Annotated in this window: 24 protein-coding genes; 14 read left to right on the top strand and 10 right to left on the bottom strand. The window is 30.4% G+C overall.

The genetic code is table 11. The annotated features are described in order from the left end of the window. Positions 1 to 70: 70 nt before the first annotated feature. Genes L8W56_RS01720 through rsmA form a run of 3 tightly spaced genes read right to left on the bottom strand, consistent with a single transcriptional unit; the run spans position 71 to position 3587 of the window. Entirely contained in the window at positions 71 to 832 is a 762-nt protein-coding gene (locus tag L8W56_RS01720) for a pseudouridine synthase (RefSeq protein ID WP_263659218.1), read from the bottom strand. A 9-nt stretch (positions 833 to 841) separates the two neighbouring features. Further along, positions 842 to 2800: a ribonuclease J gene (locus L8W56_RS01715; protein WP_263728425.1), complete on the bottom strand. Its 1959-nt coding sequence runs from the start codon at positions 2798 to 2800 to the stop codon at positions 842 to 844. After that, entirely contained in the window at positions 2766 to 3587 is an 822-nt protein-coding gene (gene rsmA, locus L8W56_RS01710; protein WP_263659216.1) for a 16S rRNA (adenine(1518)-N(6)/adenine(1519)-N(6))-dimethyltransferase RsmA, read from the bottom strand. The genes L8W56_RS01715 and rsmA overlap by 35 nt, the downstream gene beginning before the upstream one ends. 90 nt (positions 3588 to 3677) lie before the next feature. Here rsmA and L8W56_RS01705 point away from each other — a divergent pair, with 90 nt between their 5' ends. The 6 genes from L8W56_RS01705 to L8W56_RS01680 are packed head-to-tail and all read left to right on the top strand — an operon-like array spanning position 3678 to position 6407. Further along, positions 3678 to 4211 (top strand): purine-nucleoside phosphorylase, encoded by a 534-nt coding sequence (locus L8W56_RS01705; RefSeq protein ID WP_263659215.1) that lies wholly within the window; start codon positions 3678 to 3680, stop codon positions 4209 to 4211. A gap of 8 nt (positions 4212 to 4219) precedes the next feature. Further along, positions 4220 to 5290, top strand: coding sequence for a 23S rRNA (adenine(2503)-C(2))-methyltransferase RlmN (rlmN, locus tag L8W56_RS01700; RefSeq protein WP_263659214.1), 1071 nt, complete (start codon positions 4220 to 4222; stop codon positions 5288 to 5290). After that, positions 5287 to 5397 (top strand): hypothetical protein, encoded by a 111-nt coding sequence (locus tag L8W56_RS01695; RefSeq protein WP_263659213.1) that lies wholly within the window; start codon positions 5287 to 5289, stop codon positions 5395 to 5397. The genes rlmN and L8W56_RS01695 overlap by 4 nt, the downstream gene beginning before the upstream one ends. Beyond that, a complete protein-coding gene (locus tag L8W56_RS01690) occupies positions 5387 to 5656 on the top strand; it encodes a hypothetical protein (RefSeq protein WP_263659212.1) in 270 nt (89 codons plus the stop codon). The genes L8W56_RS01695 and L8W56_RS01690 overlap by 11 nt, the downstream gene beginning before the upstream one ends. Before the next feature lie 45 nt (positions 5657 to 5701). Continuing rightward, positions 5702 to 6070, top strand: coding sequence for a hypothetical protein (locus tag L8W56_RS01685; protein ID WP_263659211.1), 369 nt, complete (start codon positions 5702 to 5704; stop codon positions 6068 to 6070). After that, on the top strand, positions 6027 to 6407 hold the full coding sequence (locus tag L8W56_RS01680) for a hypothetical protein (protein WP_263659210.1): 381 nt from the start codon (positions 6027 to 6029) through the stop codon (positions 6405 to 6407). Before L8W56_RS01685 ends, L8W56_RS01680 begins: the two co-directional genes overlap by 44 nt. On the opposite strand, the gene L8W56_RS01675 is transcribed toward L8W56_RS01680, so the two are convergent. Then, positions 6404 to 7306, bottom strand: a complete 903-nt coding sequence (locus L8W56_RS01675) for an RluA family pseudouridine synthase (RefSeq protein ID WP_263659209.1) — start codon at positions 7304 to 7306, stop codon at positions 6404 to 6406. The genes L8W56_RS01680 and L8W56_RS01675 overlap by 4 nt on opposite strands. A gap of 79 nt (positions 7307 to 7385) precedes the next feature. Here L8W56_RS01675 and purB point away from each other — a divergent pair, with 79 nt between their 5' ends. The 7 genes from purB to L8W56_RS01640 all read left to right on the top strand — a co-directional run bounded on the left by purB (position 7386) and on the right by L8W56_RS01640 (position 17473). Then, complete coding sequence (purB, locus tag L8W56_RS01670) at positions 7386 to 8714, top strand: adenylosuccinate lyase (protein WP_263659208.1); 1329 nt, start codon at positions 7386 to 7388, stop codon at positions 8712 to 8714. Between the two features lie 17 nt (positions 8715 to 8731). After that, positions 8732 to 11107 (top strand): ribonucleoside-diphosphate reductase subunit alpha, encoded by a 2376-nt coding sequence (locus tag L8W56_RS01665; RefSeq protein WP_263659207.1) that lies wholly within the window; start codon positions 8732 to 8734, stop codon positions 11105 to 11107. A 15-nt stretch (positions 11108 to 11122) separates the two neighbouring features. Next, positions 11123 to 13108 (top strand): OPT family oligopeptide transporter, encoded by a 1986-nt coding sequence (locus L8W56_RS01660; protein WP_263659206.1) that lies wholly within the window; start codon positions 11123 to 11125, stop codon positions 13106 to 13108. Further along, positions 13105 to 13911, top strand: a complete 807-nt coding sequence (locus tag L8W56_RS01655; protein WP_263659205.1) for an undecaprenyl-diphosphate phosphatase — start codon at positions 13105 to 13107, stop codon at positions 13909 to 13911. The genes L8W56_RS01660 and L8W56_RS01655 overlap by 4 nt, the downstream gene beginning before the upstream one ends. Before the next feature lie 106 nt (positions 13912 to 14017). Then, entirely contained in the window at positions 14018 to 15829 is a 1812-nt protein-coding gene (gene thrS / locus L8W56_RS01650) for a threonine--tRNA ligase (RefSeq protein WP_214126685.1), read from the top strand. Then, the gene (gene infC / locus L8W56_RS01645; protein WP_039617082.1) at positions 15826 to 16347 is read left to right on the top strand and encodes a translation initiation factor IF-3; all 522 of its coding nucleotides are present in this window, start codon (positions 15826 to 15828) and stop codon (positions 16345 to 16347) included. The genes thrS and infC overlap by 4 nt, the downstream gene beginning before the upstream one ends. Positions 16348 to 16381: 34 nt before the next feature. Then, on the top strand, positions 16382 to 17473 hold the full coding sequence (locus L8W56_RS01640; RefSeq protein WP_263659204.1) for a DNA adenine methylase: 1092 nt from the start codon (positions 16382 to 16384) through the stop codon (positions 17471 to 17473). Here the strand turns inward: L8W56_RS01640 and L8W56_RS01635 are convergent. The 6 genes from L8W56_RS01635 to L8W56_RS01610 form a co-directional block, all read right to left on the bottom strand. Further along, the gene (locus L8W56_RS01635) at positions 17470 to 18336 is read right to left on the bottom strand and encodes a helix-turn-helix transcriptional regulator (protein ID WP_263659203.1); all 867 of its coding nucleotides are present in this window, start codon (positions 18334 to 18336) and stop codon (positions 17470 to 17472) included. The genes L8W56_RS01640 and L8W56_RS01635 overlap by 4 nt on opposite strands. A gap of 22 nt (positions 18337 to 18358) precedes the next feature. Next, positions 18359 to 18664: a hypothetical protein gene (locus L8W56_RS01630; RefSeq protein ID WP_263659202.1), complete on the bottom strand. Its 306-nt coding sequence runs from the start codon at positions 18662 to 18664 to the stop codon at positions 18359 to 18361. Positions 18665 to 18667: 3 nt separating this feature from the next. Continuing rightward, positions 18668 to 19561 carry a hypothetical protein gene (locus tag L8W56_RS01625; RefSeq protein ID WP_263659201.1) on the bottom strand — a complete coding sequence of 298 codons (894 nt, stop codon included), beginning with the start codon at positions 19559 to 19561 and terminating at the stop codon, positions 18668 to 18670. Further along, positions 19554 to 21287: a hypothetical protein gene (locus L8W56_RS01620; RefSeq protein WP_263659200.1), complete on the bottom strand. Its 1734-nt coding sequence runs from the start codon at positions 21285 to 21287 to the stop codon at positions 19554 to 19556. The genes L8W56_RS01625 and L8W56_RS01620 overlap by 8 nt, the downstream gene beginning before the upstream one ends. A gap of 11 nt (positions 21288 to 21298) precedes the next feature. Then, complete coding sequence (locus L8W56_RS01615) at positions 21299 to 22045, bottom strand: DUF3944 domain-containing protein (RefSeq protein WP_263659199.1); 747 nt, start codon at positions 22043 to 22045, stop codon at positions 21299 to 21301. A 62-nt stretch (positions 22046 to 22107) separates the two neighbouring features. Further along, complete coding sequence (locus tag L8W56_RS01610) at positions 22108 to 22329, bottom strand: hypothetical protein (RefSeq protein WP_263659198.1); 222 nt, start codon at positions 22327 to 22329, stop codon at positions 22108 to 22110. A 147-nt stretch (positions 22330 to 22476) separates the two neighbouring features. Between L8W56_RS01610 and rpmI the strand changes: the two genes are divergently transcribed. After that, a complete protein-coding gene (gene rpmI / locus L8W56_RS01605) occupies positions 22477 to 22668 on the top strand; it encodes a 50S ribosomal protein L35 (RefSeq protein WP_039617094.1) in 192 nt (63 codons plus the stop codon). Positions 22669 to 22689: the final 21 nt, after the last annotated feature.

The raw sequence follows: 22689 nt of genomic DNA, 5'->3' as shown, positions 1-22689 counted from the left end.
AATTAAATTGCTAATTATACAAAATTAAAATTAAATTTTAATTAATTTAAGTATTTTTAAAGTATTAATTTTAATACCTAATATCATTTATTTTTAAAAAATCGCGCAGTTTTTCATACTCGCCATTTTCCAAATAACGATATTTACCAGCTTTTAACATACCAAGATCTAATGCTCCAAATGCCACTCTTTTAAGATCCATCACTTCTAAATCAAAATGTCCAAAAAAGCGTCTTAGCTCCCTATTTTTACCTTCATTAATGATTACTTTTAGTTTCGTATAGCCTCCGCTTGAACCAAAAATTTCAAAGCCTAAAAATGGAGCAAAACTCATTGAGGTTATTTTAGTTTTGGCGTGAGCCCCTTTTTTTTCATTTTGAATTTCTAAGCCATTTTGCATAGCTTCGATGACATTTTTATCTATATTACCTTTTACTTTTAAGTAATATTCTCTTTCTAAATCACTATGCATAAGTGCATCTGCTATTACAGGTGAATCAGTTAGTAAAAGTAATCCCTCGCTTGCAAAGTCAAGTCTTCCTACGCTAAGCCAAGTGCTAAATTGTTTTGGTAAAGTATGATAGATGGTTTTTCTGCCTCTATCATCTTTTTTACTAACTATTTCGCCTTTTTGTTTGTGATAAATGATGACTGAAAATTGTGTTTTTTTATGGAGTTTTTTACCATTGATAAAAACTTTATCCTCAGCATTTACACTATCATTTAGCAAGGCTGTTTTTTTATTGATTTTTACTAAGCCTTGCTTGATTAGCTCATCAGCCTCACGGCGAGAATATTTGCTATTGTGTGAGATGAATTTATTAATTCTCATAATTTTACTTTACATCACAAAAATAGTTGGTACTATGGTTGGATATTTTTTGATTTTTCTAAAAATATGCTTTCTTAGTACTTGTCTAATTTGAGCTTCTAAAACTTTTGGATTATCTAAAATTTCATCTTTTACATTTGGGAAAAATTGACTTAAAACATCACTCATTTCTTTTGAGAATGCTCCATCTTGTTTATCAGCTACCAAGCCATAACTAAATACTCTTGGTTTATTAATTAGTGTTTTACTTGCTTTATCAAGCTGGGCGATGATGACAACTATACCGCTATCTGCTAGTTTTTGTCTATCAATTACCACATCATCTGCGATTTGTTTGTTGATTTGATTATCCACAAAGACTTTTCCTGTTTTAACTGTTTTTACACGTTTGATGTATTTTTGACAAAGCTCTACTTGATCCCCATCACTCATTAAGTAGATGTTTCTTTCAGGTATACCACATTTTAGAGCAGTTTCTTTGTGTTTATTGATATGATTATACTCTCCATGCACTGGTAAGAAAAATTTAGGTTTTACTAAAGTTAGCATGAGTTTTTGTTCTTCTATACTAGCATGTCCGCTTACATGAATTTCACTAAATTCTTGATAAGCTACTTTAGCTCCTGCTTTTAAAAGAAAATCAAGTACAGCAGAAACATTTGCTTCATTACCTGGTATTGCTTTAGCTGAAATGATAACTTGATCGCTAGGTTTGATTTTGATAAATTTATGCTCATCAGTTGCCATTCTATATAAAGCACTCATGGTCTCGCCTTGACTTCCTGTAGTGACAATTAGTACTTCGTTGTCTTTGTATTTGCTTACTTCATCAGCGTCAATGAAAATTTTCCTATCAAGTTTGATATAGCCAAGTTCCATAGTAGTATAGAGATTTCTTTCCATAGAACGCCCTATAACACACACTTTTCTGCCGTATTTTAAACCATAACTAATAGCTTGATATACGCGGTGGATATTAGAGCTAAAGGTGCTCATGATTACCCTGCCTTTAGTTTTGGCAAAAATTTGATCAAAAGTAGGTCCTACGGAGCTTTCACTTTTTGTATAACCTTCTTTATATGAGTTTGTACTATCACTTAAAAGACAAAGTACGCCTTCTTCGCCATATTGAGCTAAACGACTTAAATCTGTTGGATAGCCATCAATTGGTGTTTGATCTATTTTAAAATCGCCAGTGTGTATGATGGTTCCTGCTTTAGTTTTAATAGCCAAAGCACAAGCATCGATGATAGAGTGGGTTATGTGAATCCATTCTAAATTAAATTCACCTATTTCATAAATTTGTCTTTTTGTTATAGGTCTAAACCATTTACGCTCAGCCTTTAAACCATGCTCTTCAAATTTATTTGAAATCATACCTAGTGCTAAAGGTGTTGCGTAGATAGGAAATTGAAATTCTTTGAAAAAATATGGCACAGCACCGATGTGATCTTCATGAGCATGAGTGATGATGATAGCGCGAATTTTGTTTTTAATCTTTCTTACATAGTCAAAATCAGGTATGATAATATCTACTCCATGCATGGTTCCATCTGGAAAACTCATACCTATATCAACGATAATTGCATCGTTGTTGGTTTCAAAAACAGTGATATTTCCACCGATTTCCCCAAGCCCACCCAAAGGTGTAATACGAATTTTATGTTCGCTTGAGTTGTTGTGTTTTAAAGGGTGAAGTCTTAGCTCGTGCATGATTTTATTAGCTTCTATACTTTTGGCAAGTTCTATTTGCCATTCTTCATTACCGCTTAATTTAGATGGTAAATTTCTATTTTTTTTCTTTTTCTTTTTTTCTTCGCTAGCTTCAGTTTGAGCATTTTCTACTTTTGTTTCATTTTTAATTTCACTATTTTGCTCTTGATTTTGTGAATCTTTTTTTCTTTTGTTTCTAAATTTATTAAATCTTTTAGTTTTATTTTGTTCTTGAGTTTTGTTTTCTTCGCTCATAGTCATCCTTTAAATAGTCATAAATTTTAAGGTATGAATCAACGCTAATTTCATGAGCTCTTGAGGTAGAAGAGATGTTTAGTGCTTCAAATGCTTTTAGAATTTTTTCTTTTTTATTTTTAAAATTAGATAAGAGTTGTTTTCTAGGATTTTGAAAACAAGCTCTAAGAAATTCTTTAAAAGCTTCTATATTTTCACATTTTTGCTGATAATGAGTAGTTTTTATTAACTTCATTACAGCTGAAGTAACTTTTGGTGGAGGATTAAAGCTTTGTGGTTGTATATCAAAAAGCATTTGTCTTTGGCATATTAATGCACAAAGCACCCCTAAGGCCGAAAAATTACTTTCTTTTTCATTCGCACAAAATTTCTGTGCCACTTCTTTTTGCACCATTACTATAAGCCCAAGGCAATTTTGATCTTCTAGGGCTTTTAAAATCAAATTTGTAGCAATATAATATGGTAAATTTGCTACTAAAAAGTACTCTTTATCGCTTAAACTTCTTTGATCAAAAGCATCACTTGCATTTTGATGAATAAGCTCAAAATTTCCACCTTCAATCTCATTTTGAAATTTTTTATTTAAAATAGGAATCAAATCTTTATCAATCTCATAAGCTCTAATATGAGCTTGTGGAATTTTCAAAAGTTCTTGCGTTAAATCACCTAAGCCAGGCCCAATCTCAACTATATTTTTAGTATCTTTGGGTATGGCTTGGATGATTTTATCTACCACGCTTTTATCATATAAAAAATTTTGCCCAAAATGTTTTTTTGCTTTTATCATAAATTTATTTTATCTAAAAAATATTAATTATAGCATTATTTTAAGCGCTAATTAGATAAAATTTGAATTATTTTTTATAAAGGTTAATTTTTGAAAAATCTTATAGTGTGTGCAGGAGGAAATGAGGATTTTAAATTTGCACAAAGTATAGGTGTAGGCTTAGTTAATTCTGCTTTTTCTCTAGGTAAAATTTTAAGTCAAGTAAAAGTAGATAGAGTGATTTTTATAGGTACATGTGGAATTTACCAAGAAGGAAAAATTTTAGACATTTATGAAAGTTCTAATGCTGTAAATTTAGAATACGCAGATTTATTTGATAGTTTTTATACACCTATAGCAAATGAGATTAGATTAAATGTTTCACATGAAACTATGATTAATTCTTCAAATTATATTTGCAAAGATGAAAATATTGCTCAAGAATTTTTTAAAAAAGGCGTACATATAGAAAATATGGAGGCATACGCTGTGCTTTCTTGTGCAAAAATGCAAGGAATAGAAGGAATTTGTTATTTATGTGCTACAAATTTTTGTAATGAATTTGCACATGAAGATTTTTTAAAAAATCATCAAGAAGCAAAAGAATTATTAAAAGATTTTTTGTTAGATAAGAAACTTATATAGGAAAAAAATTGAGTGAATTAAAAAATATATTAGATTTTACTAAAGAAGAATTAGAAAATTTAGTCCAGCCAAAATTTAGAGCAAAGCAAATTTTTGAATGGGTATATAAAAAATATGCAGATGATTTTTTACAAATGTCATCTTTACCAAAAGACTTTAGGGTGTTTTTGCAAGAAAATTTTCATTTTTCACCTTTAAAATGTTTTAAAGAAGAAAAAAGCAAGGATGGGAGTATTAAATATCTTTTTGAGCTTTTAGATGGTAAAAAAATAGAAGCTGTTTTGCTACCTATGAAAGAAGAGCTTGTAGATGAAAATGGAAAAATCATCAAACATGCAAGATATACTATTTGTGTTTCCTCTCAAGTGGGGTGTAAAAGTGGGTGCAGTTTTTGTCTGACTGCTAAAGGCGGTTTGAAAAGAAATTTGACTGCAGGAGAAATAGTAGGACAAATTTTATGGATTAAAAAACATAATAACATACCTTATGAAAGAAGGGTTAATATAGTCTATATGGGTATGGGAGAGCCTTTGGATAATCTTAAAAATGTTTCTAAGGCAGTTAAAATTTTAGCTGATAATGATGCTTTAGCGATAAGCCCTAGAAGACAAACTATAAGCACAAGTGGTTTAGCAAAGCAAATTAAAGAGCTTGGAGAAATGAATTTAGGTGTGCTTTTGGCTATTTCACTCCATGCTGTAAATGATGAACTTAGAAGTGAATTAATGCCCATTAATAAAGCTTATAATATAGCAAGCATTATGGAAGCGGTGAGAAATTTTCCTATAGATCAGCGTAAAAGAGTGATGTTTGAATACCTTTTAATTGATGGGATAAATGATAAAATAGAACATGCAAAAGAACTAGTCAAGCTCTTAAATGGTATAAAAGCCAAAGTAAATTTAATACTTTTTAATCCACACGAAGGAAGTTTATATAAAAGACCAAGTGTTGAAAATGTGGTTAAAATTCAAGATTATTTAAGCGCAAAAGGTGTTACTTGTACGATAAGGGAAAGTAAAGGACTTGATATTTCAGCTGCATGCGGACAGCTTAAAGAAAGGCAGAGTAAACAATGACTTTTTTAGATATAGTCCAACTTATTTTTATAAGCATAGTAGTGATCATAGGACTTGGTGGGATTATTTATGTATTAAAAAATGAAGGGAAAAATAATGATAGATAAAAAACAATTGTTAGAAAATCAATTATTTCAAAATAGATATATAAAGCCAAATATTTCTTGGTATTTTTCTCATTTAAATGGTAAAAGAGGAATTGCTAGAATTTTTAAAGTTCCTTATGCTGCTTTGATGAAAAAATTTTATTTGAAAAAATACTTCGAAAAGAGGGTTTTAGAAGGTAAGGTGGATATTCCTTATTTAGAATTAGTTTTAACTACAAGATGTACTTTGCGTTGTGAATCATGTAATAATTTGATGTAGTATTTTTCACCATCAAATCAATATACCTGTACTTTAGAGGGCATTATGGAATCATTAGATCTACTTTTATCTAAAGTAGATTCTATTGCAAGAGTTAGAATTATAGGCGGAGAACCCCTGTTGTTTAAAGATTTACCACAATTGATTGATTATTTAGATGCTCAAAAGAAAATACTAACTTTTTCTTTAGTTACTAATGCAACTATTGATTTTAAAGATGAATTGATGAAAAAGTTAAAAAAATCTAATAAGGTTAGAAAAATTACAATTTCAGACTACAAAAGATCGCCAAATTTAAAAATTCCACTAAAACAAGAAAGCATTCTAAGAAAATTAAAAGAAAATAAAATTCCATTTTCTATGAACTCTAGTGGCGAAAATTCTACTTGGAGTGATCCTGAAAAAAATTTATAAACGCGGTAGAAGTAAAGAAGATATAATCAAAAATTATCGTAATTGTCAAATGCCATGTGTAAGTTTGATGACATCTGAGGGCTTAGAAAATAAACAATTAGCACCTAAAGGAGCTATTTTTGTTTGTCCTATATCAAGCTCCTTGTCACGCTTAAAAGGACTTGAAGAATTTAATGGTGATTTTTTAAATTTAGAGGATTCTAAAGAAAGATTTTTTGAATTTTATTCTCAAGATTTTTATAAATCTTGTGATTATTGTAGAGATTATGGTAAACCAGCTAAGCAAATTGCAGTTGCAATCCAAACTGATAAGGTTTTAAAATTAGAAAAAGATTAAGGTAGATTTTTCAAAAATTCACCTTTTATATCTTTTTGAGATTGTATCAAAAATTTTTGATTTTTATATGTAAATTCTAAGCTAAAAGAGTGTAAAAGCAATCTTTTAGCACCTGTAATTTGAGCTCTTTTTATATCACTTATTTTTCCATCTAATATTTGCTCTATTTGTGTTTTTTCTAAACCATATAAAGGTTCACCTAAAATTTTATGTTTCACATGAAACAAATGTAATCTTATTTGGTGTTGTCTTCCTGTTAGAGGTTTAGCTAAAACTAAACTAGCATCTAAATTTTCAAAATATTCTAAAGTATAAAATTGTGTTAAAGCTTCTTTACCATTTTCACAAATATGCATCCTAGTTTTTACTGTATCATAGTCTTTAGCTAAATCCATACTTTTATCTACTATAAATTCTTTTTTAGTTTTTCCTTTTACTAGAGCGAGATAGCTTTTTTGCACTAATCTTTTTTCAAACATAGTTTTTAACTCAATTTGTGTATTTTTATGTTTTGCTATGAGTAAAAGTCCGCTTGTTTCTTTATCTAGTCTATGAGCTACGCAAGCTTTTTCACCCCATAAATGCCAAATTTCATCACAAAGACTATAAGTACAATTGCGCCCATTAGGATGAGTTAGTACTCCACTTGGTTTTTCTACGATGGCAAAATCTTCATTTTCAAAAACTATTTCTAATCCTTTGGGGTTGTTTTCATATATGATTAATTCTACTAAACCATTTAAAAATTTATTTTTTTCTTCTACCAAATTTCCATCACAAAATAATCTTTTTTTATCAATGAGTTTTTGTGCTTCACGCATAGAAATTTTCAACTCATCCATAAGTAGTCTAAATGCCTTTTTTCCATTATTTGCTAGTTTCTTTTTTATATATGCCATTTAATAACTTTCTTAGGTAATTTATAATAAAATTCAAACTATTTTTTCATAAAAAATTATATAAAAAAAGGTCTTGAAAATGGTTGAAAGATATAGTAGAGAAATCATGGCTAAAAAATGGGACATGCAAGCAAAATATGATGCATGGCTAAAAGTAGAATTAGCTGCTGTGAAAGCATGGAATAAACTTGGTCTTATTAAAGACGATGATTGTGAAAAAATTATAAAAAATGCAAAATTTGATATAGCAAGAATAGATGAAATAGAAAAAACTACCAAACATGATGTTATCGCTTTTTTAACTAGTGTAAGTGAAAGCTTAGGTGAGGAAAGTCGTTTTGTACATTATGCAATGACAAGTTCAGATTGTATTGATACTGCAGTTGCTTTGCAGATTAAAGATAGTTTGGAACTAATCTTGCAAGATTTAGATCAAGTTTTAGCAGCGATTAAAACAAGAGCATATGAGCATAAAAATACCTTAATGGTGGGAAGAAGTCATGGAATTCATGGAGAGCCTATAACTTTTGGTTTAGTTTTGGCTATTTGGTATGATTCGCTAGTTCATGCAAAAGATTTAATTATTCATGCAAAAGAAGTGATTAGCTATGGAAAAATCAGTGGTGCTATGGGAAATTTTGCTCATGCTCCACTTGAATTTGAAGAAGAAGTTTGTAAAAATTTAGATCTTAAACCAGCACCAGTTTCAAACCAAGTTATACAAAGAGATCGTTACGCACAAGTTATCTCGGCTTTAGCTATTTTAGCTTCAAGTTGTGAGCAAATTGCTGTTGCTATCCGCCATTTTCAAAGAACAGAAGTATATGAAGCTGAAGAATATTTTTCTCAAGGACAAAAAGGAAGTTCAGCTATGCCTCATAAAAGAAATCCTGTTTTGAGTGAAAATATTACCGGTCTTTGCAGGATGATAAGAGCTTATGTAACACCTGCTTTAGAAAATGTAGCATTGTGGCATGAAAGAGATATATCACATTCTAGTGTAGAAAGATTTGTATTACCTGATGCTTTTATCACGACTGATTTTATGCTTTCAAGATTATGCGGTGTGGTAGAAAAGCTTTTGGTATATCCAGAAAATATGATGAAAAATTTAAATTTAACTGGAGGGCTTGTATTTTCTCAAAGAGTATTGCTTGAACTTCCATTTAAAGGTATAAGCAGAGAAGAAGCTTACAAGATTGTTCAAAGAAATGCTATGAAAGTTTGGGCTGATTTACAAAATGGTAAGCCTGCTTTAAATGAAAAAGGCGAGAGTTTGTTTTTATTAGCTTTATTAGCTGATGAGGATTTGAAAAATTCTTTAAGTGAAGCAGATATTAGAAATTGCTTTGATTATAACTACTATACTAAAAATGTAGATAAAATTTTTGAAAGAACTTTTAAATAATAAACTAGGGGTTGTGAGTGAAAGTATTAAAAAGAAATGGAAGAACTGAAGAGTTAGATGTTTCTAAGATTAAAAAATATACTACCGACGCGGTGGCAAATTTAGAAAATGTAAGTCAAAGTGAGCTTGAAGTAGATGCAAAAATTCAATTTCGTGATGGTATAACAACAGAAGAAATCCAACAAACTCTTATAAAAACAGCAGTAGATAAAATAGATATTGATAGACCTAATTGGACCTTTGTTGCCGCAAGATTGTTTTTGTATGATTTATATAAAAAAGTAAGTGGTTATAATGGGTATAAGCATTTAAGAGAATACCTTGAAAAAGGCGAAAAAGAAGGTAGGATTTTAATCGGCCTAAAAGAAAAATATGATTTAGATGATCTTAATGCTTATATCAAGCCAGAGCGTGATTTGCAATTTACTTATCTTGGTATAAAAACTTTGTATGATAGGTATTTGATTAAAGATTCTAAAGGTATGCCTATAGAATTACCACAACAAATGTTTATGGCTATTGCGATGTTTTTAGCACAAAATGAATTAGATTCTCAAACTTGGGCTAAAAAATTTTATGATTTGATCTCAACTTTTGAAGTAATGCTTGCAACTCCAACCCTTTCAAATGCAAGAACTACAAGACACCAATTAAGCTCATGTTATATAGGAAGCACACCTGATAATATAGAAGGGATTTTTGATTCCTATCAAGAAATGGCACTCTTATCTAAATTTGGCGGTGGCATAGGCTGGGATTGGTCTAAGGTGCGTGCTATGGGTGGAAGTATAGATGGGCATAAAAACGCAGCAGGCGGGATCATACCATTTTTAAAAATCACTAATGACATAGCCGTTGCTGTTGATCAACTTGGTACTAGAAAAGGGGCGATTGCTGTATATATCGAACCTTGGCATATGGATATTAATGACTTTTTAGATTTGCGTAAAAATTCTGGCGAAGAAAGAAGAAGAGCGCATGAACTTTTCCCTGCTTTGTGGATTAATGATTTGTTCATGAAAAGAGTAAGGGCAAATGGTAAATGGACGCTTTTTGATCCTGCTGATACAGCAAGTTTATGCGATTTATACGGTGAAGAATTTGAAAAAAAATACGAAGAATTTGAAAAAGATGAAAGCATAGCTAAAGAAATTATAGATGCAAAAGAGCTTTGGAAAAAAATACTTTTATCTTATTTTGAAACAGGTATGCCATTTTTATGTTTTAAAGATAGTGCAAACAAAACAAATCCAAATTCCCACGCAGGAATTATAAGAAGTTCAAATTTATGTACAGAAATTTTTCAAAATACAGATCCAAACTATTATCAAATTAAAATCGTATTTGATGATAAAACAGAGCTTCATTTAGACGAGGATGAAGAGCTTACAATAGATGGAGGGTATAAAAAACTTGCTAAGAAAGTTTCTACTTTAGATAGTATCAATGGTAAAAAAGTTTACATAGTAGAAAAATATAAAAACGAAGGAAAAACAGCAGTTTGCAATCTAGCAAGTATAAACTTAAGTAAAATCAACACTAAAGAAGATATCCAAAGAATAGTACCAACGGCGATAAGAATGCTTGATAATGTGATTGATTTGAATTTTTATCCCCATGTAAAGGTTAAAAATACCAACTTAAAATCACGCGCTATAGGACTTGGTGTAATGGGTGAAGCGCAAATGCTGGCTGAAGCTCAAATTTATTGGGGTTCTAATGAGCATTTTGAAAAAATTGATCGTATTATGGAGATGATTAGCTATGAGGCAATTTTAGCTAGCTCAAATTTAGCCTTAGAAAAAGGAAGCTATCCTGACTTTGAAGGATCAAACTGGAGTAAAGGTATAGTGCCAATTGATGTAGCAAATGAAAATGCTAAAAAACTTACCGCAAGTGAAGGTTTGTTTGATCAAAGCGAGTGTGATTGGGAAAAATTAAGAGAAAAACTAAAAAGAGATGGTATAAGAAATGGTTATTTAATGGCTATAGCACCAACTTCTTCTATCTCGATTTTAGTGGGTACTACTCAAACAATTGAGCCTGTATATAAAAGAAAATGGTTTGAGCAAAACTTAAGTGGTATGATACCAACTGTGGTGCCAAATTTAAGCGCTAATACTTGGCAGTATTATACTCCTGCTTATGAGCTTGATCAAAAAATCTTAGTAAAAGCAGCAGCGATTCGTGGTAAATGGATTGATCAAGGTCAATCATTAAATATCTTTGTTTCTTTAGATAAAGCAAGCGGTGGATATTTAAATGAAATTTATCAACTTGCTTGGGAATTAGGTGTTAAATCAACTTACTATCTAAGAAGCGAAAGCCCTGATAGTCAAAAAGTAAATGATGATGTGGTTGATAGAACTATAGAATGTGAAGGTTGTCAATAAAAATGGAGAAACAAAATGCATACAAAAAACTCACTACCGGAGCTTACGCTTAGGGGTATAATACTAGGAAGTATTTTAACGATTATTTTTACTGCCTCAAATGTATATTTGGGGCTTAAAGTTGGTCTTACTTTTTCTACTTCTATTCCTGCTGTTGTAATTGCAATGGCTGTTTTAAAAATCTTTAAAGATTCTAATATTTTAGAAAATAATATGGTTCAAACTCAAGTTTCAGCTGCAGGTACGCTCTCGGCTGTGATTTTTGTTATACCGGGTCTTTTTATATGTGGGTATTGGTTTGAATTTCCACTTTGGCTTACCTTTATGCTCTGTCTTTGCGGAGGTGGATTAGGCGTGCTTTTTACTATACCTTTGCGTAGAGCTATGGTAGTAGAGAGTAAATTGGCTTATCCTGAAGGAAGGGCTGCTGCTGAAATTTTAAAAGTGGCCAATAAAGATCAAGCTGATAAAAAAGGAAAGGTGGGCTTAAAAGAAATCACACTTGGTGTAGTATTAGCTTCTATTGTAAGCCTTTTTTCAAGTGGCTTTAAACTACTTTCAAGTGGAAGTAGTTTTGCATTTATTTGGCAAAAAATGACTTTTGGATTTTCTATGGGCTATTCAGTGGCGCTTTTGGGTGCTGGATACTTAGTAGGTATAGCCGGAGGTGTTGCATTGCTTGTGGGTATGGTGCTTGCTTGGATGGTTTTTGTGCCATATTTTTCTGCTAAAGAAAATTTTGATGCAAGCTTAAGTGCGCTTGATATAGCTAATCAAATTTGGGCTCAAAAAGTACGCTTAATAGGTACAGGAGCTATTGCCATAGCAGCATTATGGACTTTAATAGAACTTGCAAAGCCTGTATATGATGGCATGAAAAATATGCTTAAAAAAACTTCATTAAACCTCTCACAAGATCCTAAAGATATGGATTTATCTTTAAAAGCTATGCTAGGTTTATTTGTGCTTATGTGTATAGGTTTGTTTATTTCATTTTATGCTTTTGTGGCCGATTCAAATTTAGCAAGTGGCTATCAAATTCTTTTTGCTTTGGTAGGAACTTTAGTAGCTATTTTTATAGGCTTTTTTGTAGCTTCTGCTTGTGGATATATGGCAGGTTTAGTGGGTTCATCATCTTCTCCTATTTCAGGTATAGGACTAATTGGGATTATGATTTCTTCTTTGATTATTTTACTTTTGGGTTATCAAGTAGATTTATTTAGCGATCCTTTAATGTCTAAATTTGCTATTGCTTTTGCTATATTTACTACCAGTGTTATTTTGGCAACTGCTGCTATTTCTAATGATAATTTACAAGATTTAAAAACTGGTTATTTAGTAGGTGCAACTCCTTGGAAACAACAAGTTTCTTTGATTATAGGCTGTGTGTTTGGAGCTTTGGCTATAGCTCCTGTGTTAAATTTATTATACCAAGCTTATGGTTTTGTGGGTGCAATGCCAAGAGAAGGAATGGATGAGGCAAATGCGCTTGCTGCACCACAAGCAAATTTGATGAGTACTATAGCACAAGGCATTTTTAATGCTAATATCGATTGGAGTTATATTATAGCGGGAGCTTTTGTGGGCGTTGGTATAATCATCGTCGATCGTTTATTAAGAAAGAAAAATATGTCTTTACCACCTTTAGCCGTGGGTATAGGTATATATTTACCACCTGCTGTTAATATGCCTTTATTTGTAGGCGGATTATTAGCGTATTTAATCAAAAAGCGTTTGGAGCAAAGATATGCTAAAAATGCTCATAAAAAAGAACTTATTCAAGAGCATGAGCAAAAAGGAACCTTATTTGCCTCTGGTTTGATAGTGGGTGAGAGTTTATTTGGAGTATTAATAGCTGGTTTAACTGTGCTTTCTATTAGTAGAGGTGGAGCTGAAGATCCACTTGCTATTGCAACTTCATTTAAAGACGATGGGATTATAGGTTTTGTAGTGTTTGTAGCGATCATGCTAATTTTTACAAGAAGAGTACTTAAAAAATGAATTTAGATTATTATTATGCTTTGATTTTAGGAATTATCGAGGGTTTGACAGAATTTTTACCTGTTTCATCTACAGGACATATGATTTTAGGTGCCGAAATTTTGGGTTTAAATATAGATGATTTTTGGAGAAGTTTTTTCATCATCATTCAGCTTGGTTCTATACTAGCGGTGATTTTTATTTTTAAAGAAAAACTAACTCAAAAACTTGATATTTGGTTAAAACTTGCTGTGGGCTTTTTGCCTGCAGGTGGGGTGGGTTTTATAGCATATAAGTTTTTAAAAGAAATATTTAATGGCTATACCGTGGCTACTATGTTAATCATTGGTGGGATTGTTTTTATCATCATAGAACTTAAACATAGAAAAAAAGACTATACAATCCACTCTTTAGATGAGGTAAGTTATAAACAAGCTTTTTTGATAGGTTTAACTCAAGCTCTTGCTATTATACCAGGTACTTCAAGAAGTGGAGCAAGTATCATAGGTGGGTTATTGCTCGGACTTGATCGCAAAGTTGCTTCTGAATTTTCATTTTTGCTTGCAATTCCTACCATGATTATAGCAACAGCTTATAGCATTTATAAAGAACCACAAGTTCTAAGCAATATGAATAATTTCATTCCTTTAGCCATAGGTTTTATAACAGCTTTTGTAGTGGCTTTTATAGTAATTAAAATATTTTTAAAATTAATTAGCAAAATAAACTTCATACCTTTTGGAATTTATAGGATAATTTTAGGTTTTGTATTTTTATACCTTTTTATGAGTGGTACTTTAGATATATCAAGAACAGGTGTTTGAAATATAAAAATATCCTTTATTTAAAAAAAGTTTAAGTTTTTCATAGCTAAAATTAGTCTTATATTTTAATTTAAGCTCACAAGGTTAGTGAGTGTTAAGGGTAGAAATGACAAAAGATATAATTGCATATGCAAATAATGAAACTTTGGTAGATACTCAAAGTTTTAACAATGATACAAATTTAACTCCGATTTATTTTGATAACTCTAAAGAAAGTTTAGAAGTTATCCGCCACTCTTGTGCGCATTTAATGGCTCAAGCGATTAAAAGTTTATATCCAGAGGCTAAATTTTTCGTAGGACCTGTGATAGAAGATGGGTTTTATTATGATTTTAGAGTTGATAGTAAGATTTCAGAAGAAGACTTAAGCAAAATCGAAAAGAAAATGAAAGAACTAGCTGAAGCAAAGCTAGACATCACAAAATATGAACTCTCAAAGACTGAGGTTAAAGAAAAATTTGCTAATGATGATTTAAAACAAGAAGTTTTACTAAGAATTCCTGATGGAAAAGTAAGTATTTATAAGCAAGGCGAATTTGAAGATTTATGCCGTGGACCTCATGTACCAAACACTAGATATTTAAGATTTTTCAAGCTTACTCGTGTAGCGGGAGCGTATTTGGGTGGTGATGAAAAAAGAGAAATGCTCACAAGAATTTATGGTACTGCCTTTGCAGATAAAGAAAGTTTAAATGAATACTTAAAAATCATTGAAGAAGCTAAAAAAAGAGATCATAGAAAACTTGGTAATGAAATGAAACTTTTTGCCTTTGATGATGAAATAGGCGGTGGGCTTCCTATATGGCTTAGCAATGGTGCAAAATTAAGAAGCAAATTAGAGCATTTGCTATATAAAGCACATAGATTAAGAGGCTATGAGCCTGTGCGTGGGCCTGAACTTTTAAAAGCTGATGCGTGGAAAATTAGTGGGCATTATGCAAACTATAAAGAAAATATGTATTTTACGCAAATTGATGAGCAAGAATATGGCATTAAGCCGATGAATTGTGTAGGACATATTAAAATTTATCAAAGTGATGTTAGAAGTTATCGCGATTTACCTTTGAAATTTTTTGAATACGGCGTGGTGCACCGCCATGAAAAAAGTGGAGTTTTACACGGGCTTTTTAGGGTAAGAGAATTCACTCAAGATGATGCGCATATTTTTTGTATGCCAAGTCAGATAAAAGAACAAGTTTTAGAAATTTTAAGCTTTGTCGATACTTTGATGAAAGCTTTTGAGTTTGATTATGAAATGGAAATTTCAACACGCCCAGCAAAAGCAATAGGCGATGATGAAATTTGGGATATAGCTACAAAGGCTTTAAAAGAAGCTTTAGACGAGCAAGGTTTAAAATATGGTATTGATGAGGGTGGTGGAGCTTTCTATGGTCCAAAAATCGATATTAAAATCACTGATGCGCTAAAAAGAAAATGGCAGTGTGGAACTATACAAGTAGATTTTAACTTACCAAGCCGTTTTAAACTCGAATACACAGACGCAGATAATGAGAAAAAACAACCTGTAATGCTTCACCGTGCTATTTTGGGTTCTTTTGAAAGATTTATAGGAATTTTAGTAGAGCATTGTGCGGGTGAGTTGCCATTTTTCATAGCACCAACTCAAGTAGCTATAGTGCCTATTTCGCAAAATCATCATGAGTATGCAAAAGAAATAGCAAGAAAACTTTTAGAACTTGGCATTGATAGTGAAGTGTATAATAAAAATGAAAGCTTAAATAAAAAAATCCGCACAGCCGAAAAAGCACATGTGCCTATGATACTTGTTTTAGGCGATGAAGAAGTAGCAAACAAAAGTGTGGCTTTAAGAGATAGAAGAGCAAAAGAACAAAAAACAATGACTTTAGATGAATTTATAACCCTAACAAAGGAGAAATTAAGTGAGGTACGCTTTTGAGTAAAGAAAAAGAAGTATTGCTAAATGAAGAAATTCAAGCAGATGAGATCAGATGTATAGGTGATGATGGCAAGGTTTATGGCATTATTAGTAGTGATGAAGCACTAGATATAGCAAATAGACTAGGGCTTGATTTGGTGATGATAGCCCCTGAAGCCAAACCACCTGTATGTAAGATAATGGATTATGGAAAATTCCGTTATCAACAAGAAAAGAAACAAAAAGAAGCAAAGAAAAAACAAAAAGTTATTGATATAAAAGAAATCAAACTTTCTGTGAAAATCGCTCAAAATGACATTAATTATAAAGTCAAACATGCAAGCGAGTTTTTAGAGCAAGGCAAGCATGTGAAATTTAGAGTGTTTTTAAAAGGTCGTGAGATGGGCTCTCCTGAAGCAGGGGTAGCTTTGCTTGAAAAAATTTGGCAAATGGTTGAAGATATAGCAGATAGAGACAAAGAGCCTTTACTCGAAGGACGCTATGTAAATATGCTAGTAACTCCTAAAAAGAAAAAATAATCACAAGCCTTTTTGAGGCTTGTATTTTAAACTTATGCTAGAAGAAAATCCGCAATTTTTAAAAGAACAAATCATAACTTATCTTGGTAATAAAAGATCTTTGCTCGAGTTTTTAAATCAAGGCTTTAAATTCGCACAAAATGAGCTTAAAAAAGACAAATTTAGTTTTTGTGATGTATTTAGTGGCTCTGGGGTAGTTTCGCGTTTTGTGAAGCCTTATACGAGTTTTATCATGGCAAATGATTTGGAAGATTATTCTAAAATCATCAATGAGTGTTATTTAAGCAATCAAAACGCGAAATTTTTACAAGAATTACAAAAACATTATGCTTTTTTAACTTCTGATTTAAAACTCAAAAAAGGCTTTATAAGCAAGCTTTATGCACCAAATGATGATGAGTATATCCAAAAGAATGAAAGAGTTTTTTACACGCTTAAAAACGCTATGTATTTAGACTCTATGCGAGAAAAAATTTCAAGCCTGCCAAAAGAAATTCAAAAATATTTCATTGCACCACTTATTTATGAAGCAAGTGTGCATGCAAATACAAGCGGGGTTTTTAAAGGTTTTTATAAAGATAAAAATGGAGTGGGAAAATTTGGAGGAAATGGAGCAAACGCACTTAGTCGTATAAAAGGCGATATAGCTTTAAAAATGCCTATTTTTTCAAATTTTACTTGTGAGTATGAGGTTTTTCAAAAAGACGCAAATATTTTAGCTAAAGAGCTTGATAGCTTTGATGTAGCGTATTTAGACCCACCTTATAATCAACACCCTTATGGATCAAATTATTTTATGTTAAATTTAATCGCTAATTATAAAAAGCCAAAGGAAATTTCAAAGGTTTCTGGCATACCAAAAGACTGGAACCGCAGTGCTTTTAACAAAGAAAAAAAAGCTGAAGATGCTTTGTTTGATTTGATAAATGATTTAAAAGCTAAGATTGTATTGCTTTCTTATAATTGCGAGGGTTTTGTAAAAAAAGAAAATTTCACAAAAAGACTTCAAAGTCTTGGAGAATGCTTTGTGCTTGAGCAAAAATACAATGCCTTTAGAGCCAGTAGAAACCTTTCTAAACGCTCTACGCATATACAAGAACAACTCTATGTATTAAAAAAACGCTAATCTTGCATATATGCGTTTAATTGCTTAAAAAGCTTTTCTTTTAAAACAATAGGTTTGTTTATTTTAATATATGGTATCCAATATCTTATTAAATTTAAAAGCTCATCATCATAGGTATAAAATGCCTTGATGTAAATAAAATTCTCATCCTCATTTATAAATTCGTATTTAGTAAGGGCATTTTTTCTTAAGAAATATTCTTTAGCTTTTTTATCAAGTTTTAAAATAGCTTCTTTGTTTTCTTTACTAATCCAATTACTTTGATCTTTTTGAATTTGTTTTAAAAACTCTTCTTTTGGGGTAAAAATTTCTTTTTTTTCTACTTTTAGTTTTGCGATTTTAGAAAAAGTAAAGGTTTTTAAAGTATCGTTTTCATCTGCTAAAAGATACCATATGTGGTCAATATTGATGAGTTTGTATGGATTAGCTTTTCTGTGTTTTTCTTTGTAGTGAAAGTTAATGGAGTGTTTTGCTATGATAGCTGCGCTTAGTTCTTCAAAAATTTCTCTATCAAGTGTTTCATAGCTTTGAGTTTTGACTAAAAAGGCTTTATTGATTTTTTCATTAAGCAAGTCGTTTAAAAACTCTTTATCTAAACTAGGATAAAGCCTATCTATACCGCTTAAAATAGCAAAATTTTGTATATCTTTAAAGCTTAATTTTCCTAAAACATAGCCTTCTAAAAAGTATTTTCCATTTTCTTTTTTTATAGGGATAAAAGCAAGGCGTTCATGCAAGTCTCTTTGTATAGTGCGAATGCTGACATTAAATTCTTGCGCAAGCTCTTCTAAGCTAAAACGCTCGCCATTGTTTAAACACTGCAGTATAGAAACTAAACGCGTAGAAAGCTTGTCTTTTTCCATATACAACCTTTTTTATTTTTGTTTATTTTAGCAAATCTTTGATGTTTTGTTTGATTGTTTTTGGATCGTTTTCATAGGTAGTTAAAAGCTCTTGAATAAGCTTTAAAAAATCATTAAAATCATCAGGATTTTCTTTTTTAAATTTAAGTACTCTATCTAGGATGATAAAAGCAGCTTCGGTTTTGTCGTTTTCTTTTTCATAAAGCTCTTTTAGCTCTAAAGCAAACTTGGTGTAAGTATAAGCTTGCTTTGGCTTTGAGATGATGTTAAAGATGTTTAATTTATAACTAAAAAGCAATGAAAAAAGTTGGGGTAGTTTGTTTAGCATGGTTTATTGTATATATTGCAATAAAATTGCTATTATTGCAATCCCCAAAGATGTAATAGAAACTATTTTTAATATATTATTATCTAATAGATTTTCGTGTTTTTTTATTACAGTTTTTATATTTTCCAATTCCTGCATAATATCTTTCGATAAATTTGCTATTTGGTTTTCATATTTTTGCATAAATTCATTTTGTTGCATTGATAAATTGTCGATTTTTTTTGAAGATAATAGTAAATCTTTATTAAGTGAGTTTATTTTATTTTCTTGTAACTCAATAGTTTCGGTGAAGTTTTTTTGTTGTTGTTTAATTAGATTTACTTCATCTTCATTTTTTTCTATTTTTATTTGAATTTCTTGAAAATGTTTTGTATGATCTTGCATTTGATTTATTACAATATCTGTAAGTTCATTATATATTTCTAAAATTTCATTTGTATCATAAGATAATTCTGTAATGCTAGTCCTATAATTTTCATTTGTTTTGGAAATTATTAATTGTAGATCGTTGATTGTGTCATTTATAAATTCTATGCTATAACATGTGAGTTTTATAACTTCTTGAATTAAATCATTTTGTGCTTCAATAGCCTCTATATTCATCATGTTTAATTCTATTAGAATATTTATTTTTTTAATCTCTTCACTATCAATAAAAATTCCAGCAAAAGGTATATTTTTTGCCATATTTTCCAAAAAAGTATTTTTAGTATTTTTAGCTAATTTTGCAACTTTTTTTGCCTCTATGATTTTTTTAGAAGCTTTGTGAATTTTATTATTAAGTATGTTAGCTACTTCTTGCGAATTTGCATTTTTATTAGGTGTATTTGTTTTTGTTAAACATTCATGTGAATTTATTATACTAATTTTATGTTTACTTTTACTATAACTAATCATGCAATTCCTTTAGATCAAGAATCTTTTTCTTCAGATTAGATATTTTAGTTTTTCTTTCCTCGTCCATCTTTTTATAAGTATTTAGCTCTTGAGTGAGATTGTTTTGTAGTATTAAATTCTTTTCTTTTATAGAATTTATTGCATGTGTTAAAAAAATATATGCATCATCTAGCATAAGCCATGTTTGAGCTATTTTACAATTTAAAATAACACCACTTTGAGTAACAAGCTGTAATCGTAAATTTCCTATTTTGGAGTTGTTTTTCCATTTATCCATATAAAAAACAACAATAGTGCTAACAATAGCTCCAAAAGCAGCACTTATACTTAATGAAATTGCATCACCTATAGTTTCACTCGTAAATGGTATAGGTAAAGATAATAAAACATTAAGCCCAGGTATAGTTATAAGCCATTTATTTATCGCCTCACTTCCTAGCATTGTGAGTGAGGCGATAATACCTGCTGTAAAAATTTTAGCGGCCTCAAAATATATATCTTCTTTAGGCATATCTTTTGGAGGATTTATAATAATTTTTATCGCATTATATAAAGAAGTAAAGCCAGCACGAATAACTTGAACTATTCTTTTTAAAGTTGTAAATATAGTATTTATAGCAAATACAACTAAATTAGATAAAAATGCTTGAATTCCTGCCTCTAAAGAACTTGCAAAAATATTTTTCCATTTCTTTTTGATATCATCCCAAATGTAATGGATTCTATCTTTAAATCTTTTGAATATATCACTAAAACTCTCGTTTCCAAATTCTTTAAATGTTTTTCTAATTTCTATCATTAAGCTTTTGAAAAAGTCTCTTAAAATCATTCCAAGTGCTGAATATACAATCATTTTTGTAGAGTCTTTAGCTCCGGTTATCAAAGCTTCTTTGTAAGGTTTTAGGCTTGTATAGTAAATTTTATCAATTTCACTATCAATATATTTTTTTTGATGATTATATTCTTCTATAAATTTTTCACCATCAATTTTACATTGCATATCCAATAATCTTTCTATATTTTTTTGATCTTTTAAGGATAGTTTTCCATTTTTTATTTCTTTTTCGGTTAATATTTGTATCTGTCCTTCTAATTTCTCTAAAGTTTTTGTTGCGCTATTATCTCTTTTAAAATTATTTATCTTAGCATCTGTTTTTTTTAGATTTTGAGGTGTATTAGCTAAAGATACACCATCAGCATTAGCTAAAATTCTTGCACGATCTTCATGAATTTCTTTGGCTGAAACAACATGATCTAGCTGAGTATTGTCTTTTGGCTTAATCATCTTTCCAGTTGCATAATCATATAATCTTCCCTCTTCTATTTCTTTTTTTAGTTTATTATTTATTTTATTGTATTCCCCATTATGATATTTTTTTGAACAGTATTTTTCACGTTTTTCATATTGTTGCTTATCGTTTTCGTTGGCATATATATCTTTCCTGGCATTATGTGTGGTGCTTACATTACCACCGTCTTGAGAATCTAGAACAATAGCAGCCAATCCAAAATGACTTGTTATAGCATCAAGTGCGTTTTGGGTGCATTGCTCAAAAAGTTTTTTACTTTGCTCTTTTGGTAGTTGTGTTTCTATGTTTTTTAGTTCTTGCAAGGCTTCTTCTAAGTTTTGATTTATATTAATTTTAAGTTGTTCTCTTTGTGATATCTCTTTCAAATCATTTTCTAAAAGTTCATAATCGTTTATAAGTTCTTTATTATCTATCATAGTGGTCTCTTTTATAATAGTTTTTGGTTGTTTTGTTTCATATTATAACTTTGTCGTAGATATGCTATTTGAATAACAGCTGGTATAGTTACTCTATAAGCAGGTCCTGCTATATCTATTGCAGTCCACATCCCTGTTATTGCCCATCCAATAGGACCAACAAAAATACTCATCGCTTTTGTTAAACTCACATTAACTACAGCTGACAATCCTCTGCCTAAAATTAATTTTGATATGGCATTTGCAACAATAACTATTAATTGATAGCTTTTGAAACCACCTTGTTTTATTAAAAATTGCATTGCTGCCATTGTAGATTGTTTTGTAAAAGTTGATAAATTTAAATTTAATTCTTGAGAAATTTCCTTGATTTGCTCTTTGCTCATTTGGTCTAAAGAATTTTCTAAAATTTTCATAAAAAGATTTATTTCTATTATCTCTGTATCGGAATTTTTATTATAATTAACTTTAAGTTTATCGGCTACATCGCATAAAATTTCTTTATAAAGTACACCTTTTCCCATTCTTAAGATATTTGCAAAGGTGTTTCCCCCAAAACACTGAAACTCATCTAAAATTAAATCTAAATACTGTTTGTGATCAGGATAGAATTTTTTATACAACTCATTTACTGTTATTAATTCCGTAAATCTTGTAGTATTATCTTTATCATGTGTGAGAATACTAACAAAATCATTTAATTCTTCGCTACTTAAGTTTCTCAAAAATTCCAAATCTTTGTCATATCTATATGCCATCTTTTTCCTTTCAATTTAAATTTTTATTATATCAATACCCCCCCCCCGTATTGTCAAGGTTTTTAGTATTGTTTACTTTTAATTATCCTTGCAAGTACTACTACGCCTGCTAAAATTAGCACATAAGAAACTGCTACATTTATAATTCCGTATTTTTCTATTAAAAATAAACTTGGTAATATAACGCACCACACTACAAACAAAAATAAAGCCCAAAAAGTACCACAAACTATAGCCCATATAGCAGTAGCTATCATAACTATAATACCAATTACTATTGCCATTTGACTCCTTTATTGGATTTTATAAAATTAATAAAATCATATTAAATCCTTGTGACAGGTTGTGTCATAAAAATTTAATTTTTCTAAAGCATAGTTATAGTAAAATGATAGCTTTCTTTTATGAAAAAATTTATCCAAAGGATACACATGCCAAAAATGAAAAGCGTTAAAAGTGCTGTTAAACGCTTCAAAGTAGGTAAAAATAAAATCAAAAGAGGTGCTGCTTATAGAAGCCACATTTTGACTAAAAAACCTGCTAAAAGAATGCGTGATCTTCGCACTTCTAAGTATGTTCACTCAACCAATGTTAAAGCGGTTGAAAAAATGTTAGGAATTTAAGCTCGCTTAAATTTAGTTTTT

It is taken from the genome of Campylobacter sp. IFREMER_LSEM_CL1085, from assembly GCF_025772235.1.
Lineage (GTDB): Bacteria > Campylobacterota > Campylobacteria > Campylobacterales > Campylobacteraceae > Campylobacter_D > Campylobacter_D lari_D.
Note: the sequence above shows the minus strand (reverse complement) of the source record. Positions and strands in the feature narration are given on the sequence as shown.

Coding starts and splice junctions, on each gene's coding strand:
- L8W56_RS01720 (WP_263659218.1), bottom strand. CDS start 832: ATGAGAATTAATAAATTCATCTCACACAATAGCAAATATTCTCGCCGT.
- L8W56_RS01715 (WP_263728425.1), bottom strand. CDS start 2,800: ATGAGCGAAGAAAACAAAACTCAAGAACAAAATAAAACTAAAAGATTT.
- rsmA (WP_263659216.1), bottom strand. CDS start 3,587: ATGATAAAAGCAAAAAAACATTTTGGGCAAAATTTTTTATATGATAAA.
- L8W56_RS01695 (WP_263659213.1), top strand. CDS start 5,287: ATGACTTTTTTAGATATAGTCCAACTTATTTTTATAAGCATAGTAGTG.
- L8W56_RS01690 (WP_263659212.1), top strand. CDS start 5,387: ATGATAGATAAAAAACAATTGTTAGAAAATCAATTATTTCAAAATAGA.
- L8W56_RS01685 (WP_263659211.1), top strand. CDS start 5,702: ATGGAATCATTAGATCTACTTTTATCTAAAGTAGATTCTATTGCAAGA.
- L8W56_RS01675 (WP_263659209.1), bottom strand. CDS start 7,306: ATGGCATATATAAAAAAGAAACTAGCAAATAATGGAAAAAAGGCATTT.
- purB (WP_263659208.1), top strand. CDS start 7,386: ATGGTTGAAAGATATAGTAGAGAAATCATGGCTAAAAAATGGGACATG.
- L8W56_RS01660 (WP_263659206.1), top strand. CDS start 11,123: ATGCATACAAAAAACTCACTACCGGAGCTTACGCTTAGGGGTATAATA.
- L8W56_RS01655 (WP_263659205.1), top strand. CDS start 13,105: ATGAATTTAGATTATTATTATGCTTTGATTTTAGGAATTATCGAGGGT.
- thrS (WP_214126685.1), top strand. CDS start 14,018: ATGACAAAAGATATAATTGCATATGCAAATAATGAAACTTTGGTAGAT.
- L8W56_RS01640 (WP_263659204.1), top strand. CDS start 16,382: ATGCTAGAAGAAAATCCGCAATTTTTAAAAGAACAAATCATAACTTAT.
- L8W56_RS01635 (WP_263659203.1), bottom strand. CDS start 18,336: ATGGAAAAAGACAAGCTTTCTACGCGTTTAGTTTCTATACTGCAGTGT.
- L8W56_RS01630 (WP_263659202.1), bottom strand. CDS start 18,664: ATGCTAAACAAACTACCCCAACTTTTTTCATTGCTTTTTAGTTATAAA.
- L8W56_RS01625 (WP_263659201.1), bottom strand. CDS start 19,561: ATGATTAGTTATAGTAAAAGTAAACATAAAATTAGTATAATAAATTCA.
- L8W56_RS01620 (WP_263659200.1), bottom strand. CDS start 21,287: ATGATAGATAATAAAGAACTTATAAACGATTATGAACTTTTAGAAAAT.
- L8W56_RS01615 (WP_263659199.1), bottom strand. CDS start 22,045: ATGGCATATAGATATGACAAAGATTTGGAATTTTTGAGAAACTTAAGT.
- L8W56_RS01610 (WP_263659198.1), bottom strand. CDS start 22,329: ATGGCAATAGTAATTGGTATTATAGTTATGATAGCTACTGCTATATGG.
- rpmI (WP_039617094.1), top strand. CDS start 22,477: ATGCCAAAAATGAAAAGCGTTAAAAGTGCTGTTAAACGCTTCAAAGTA.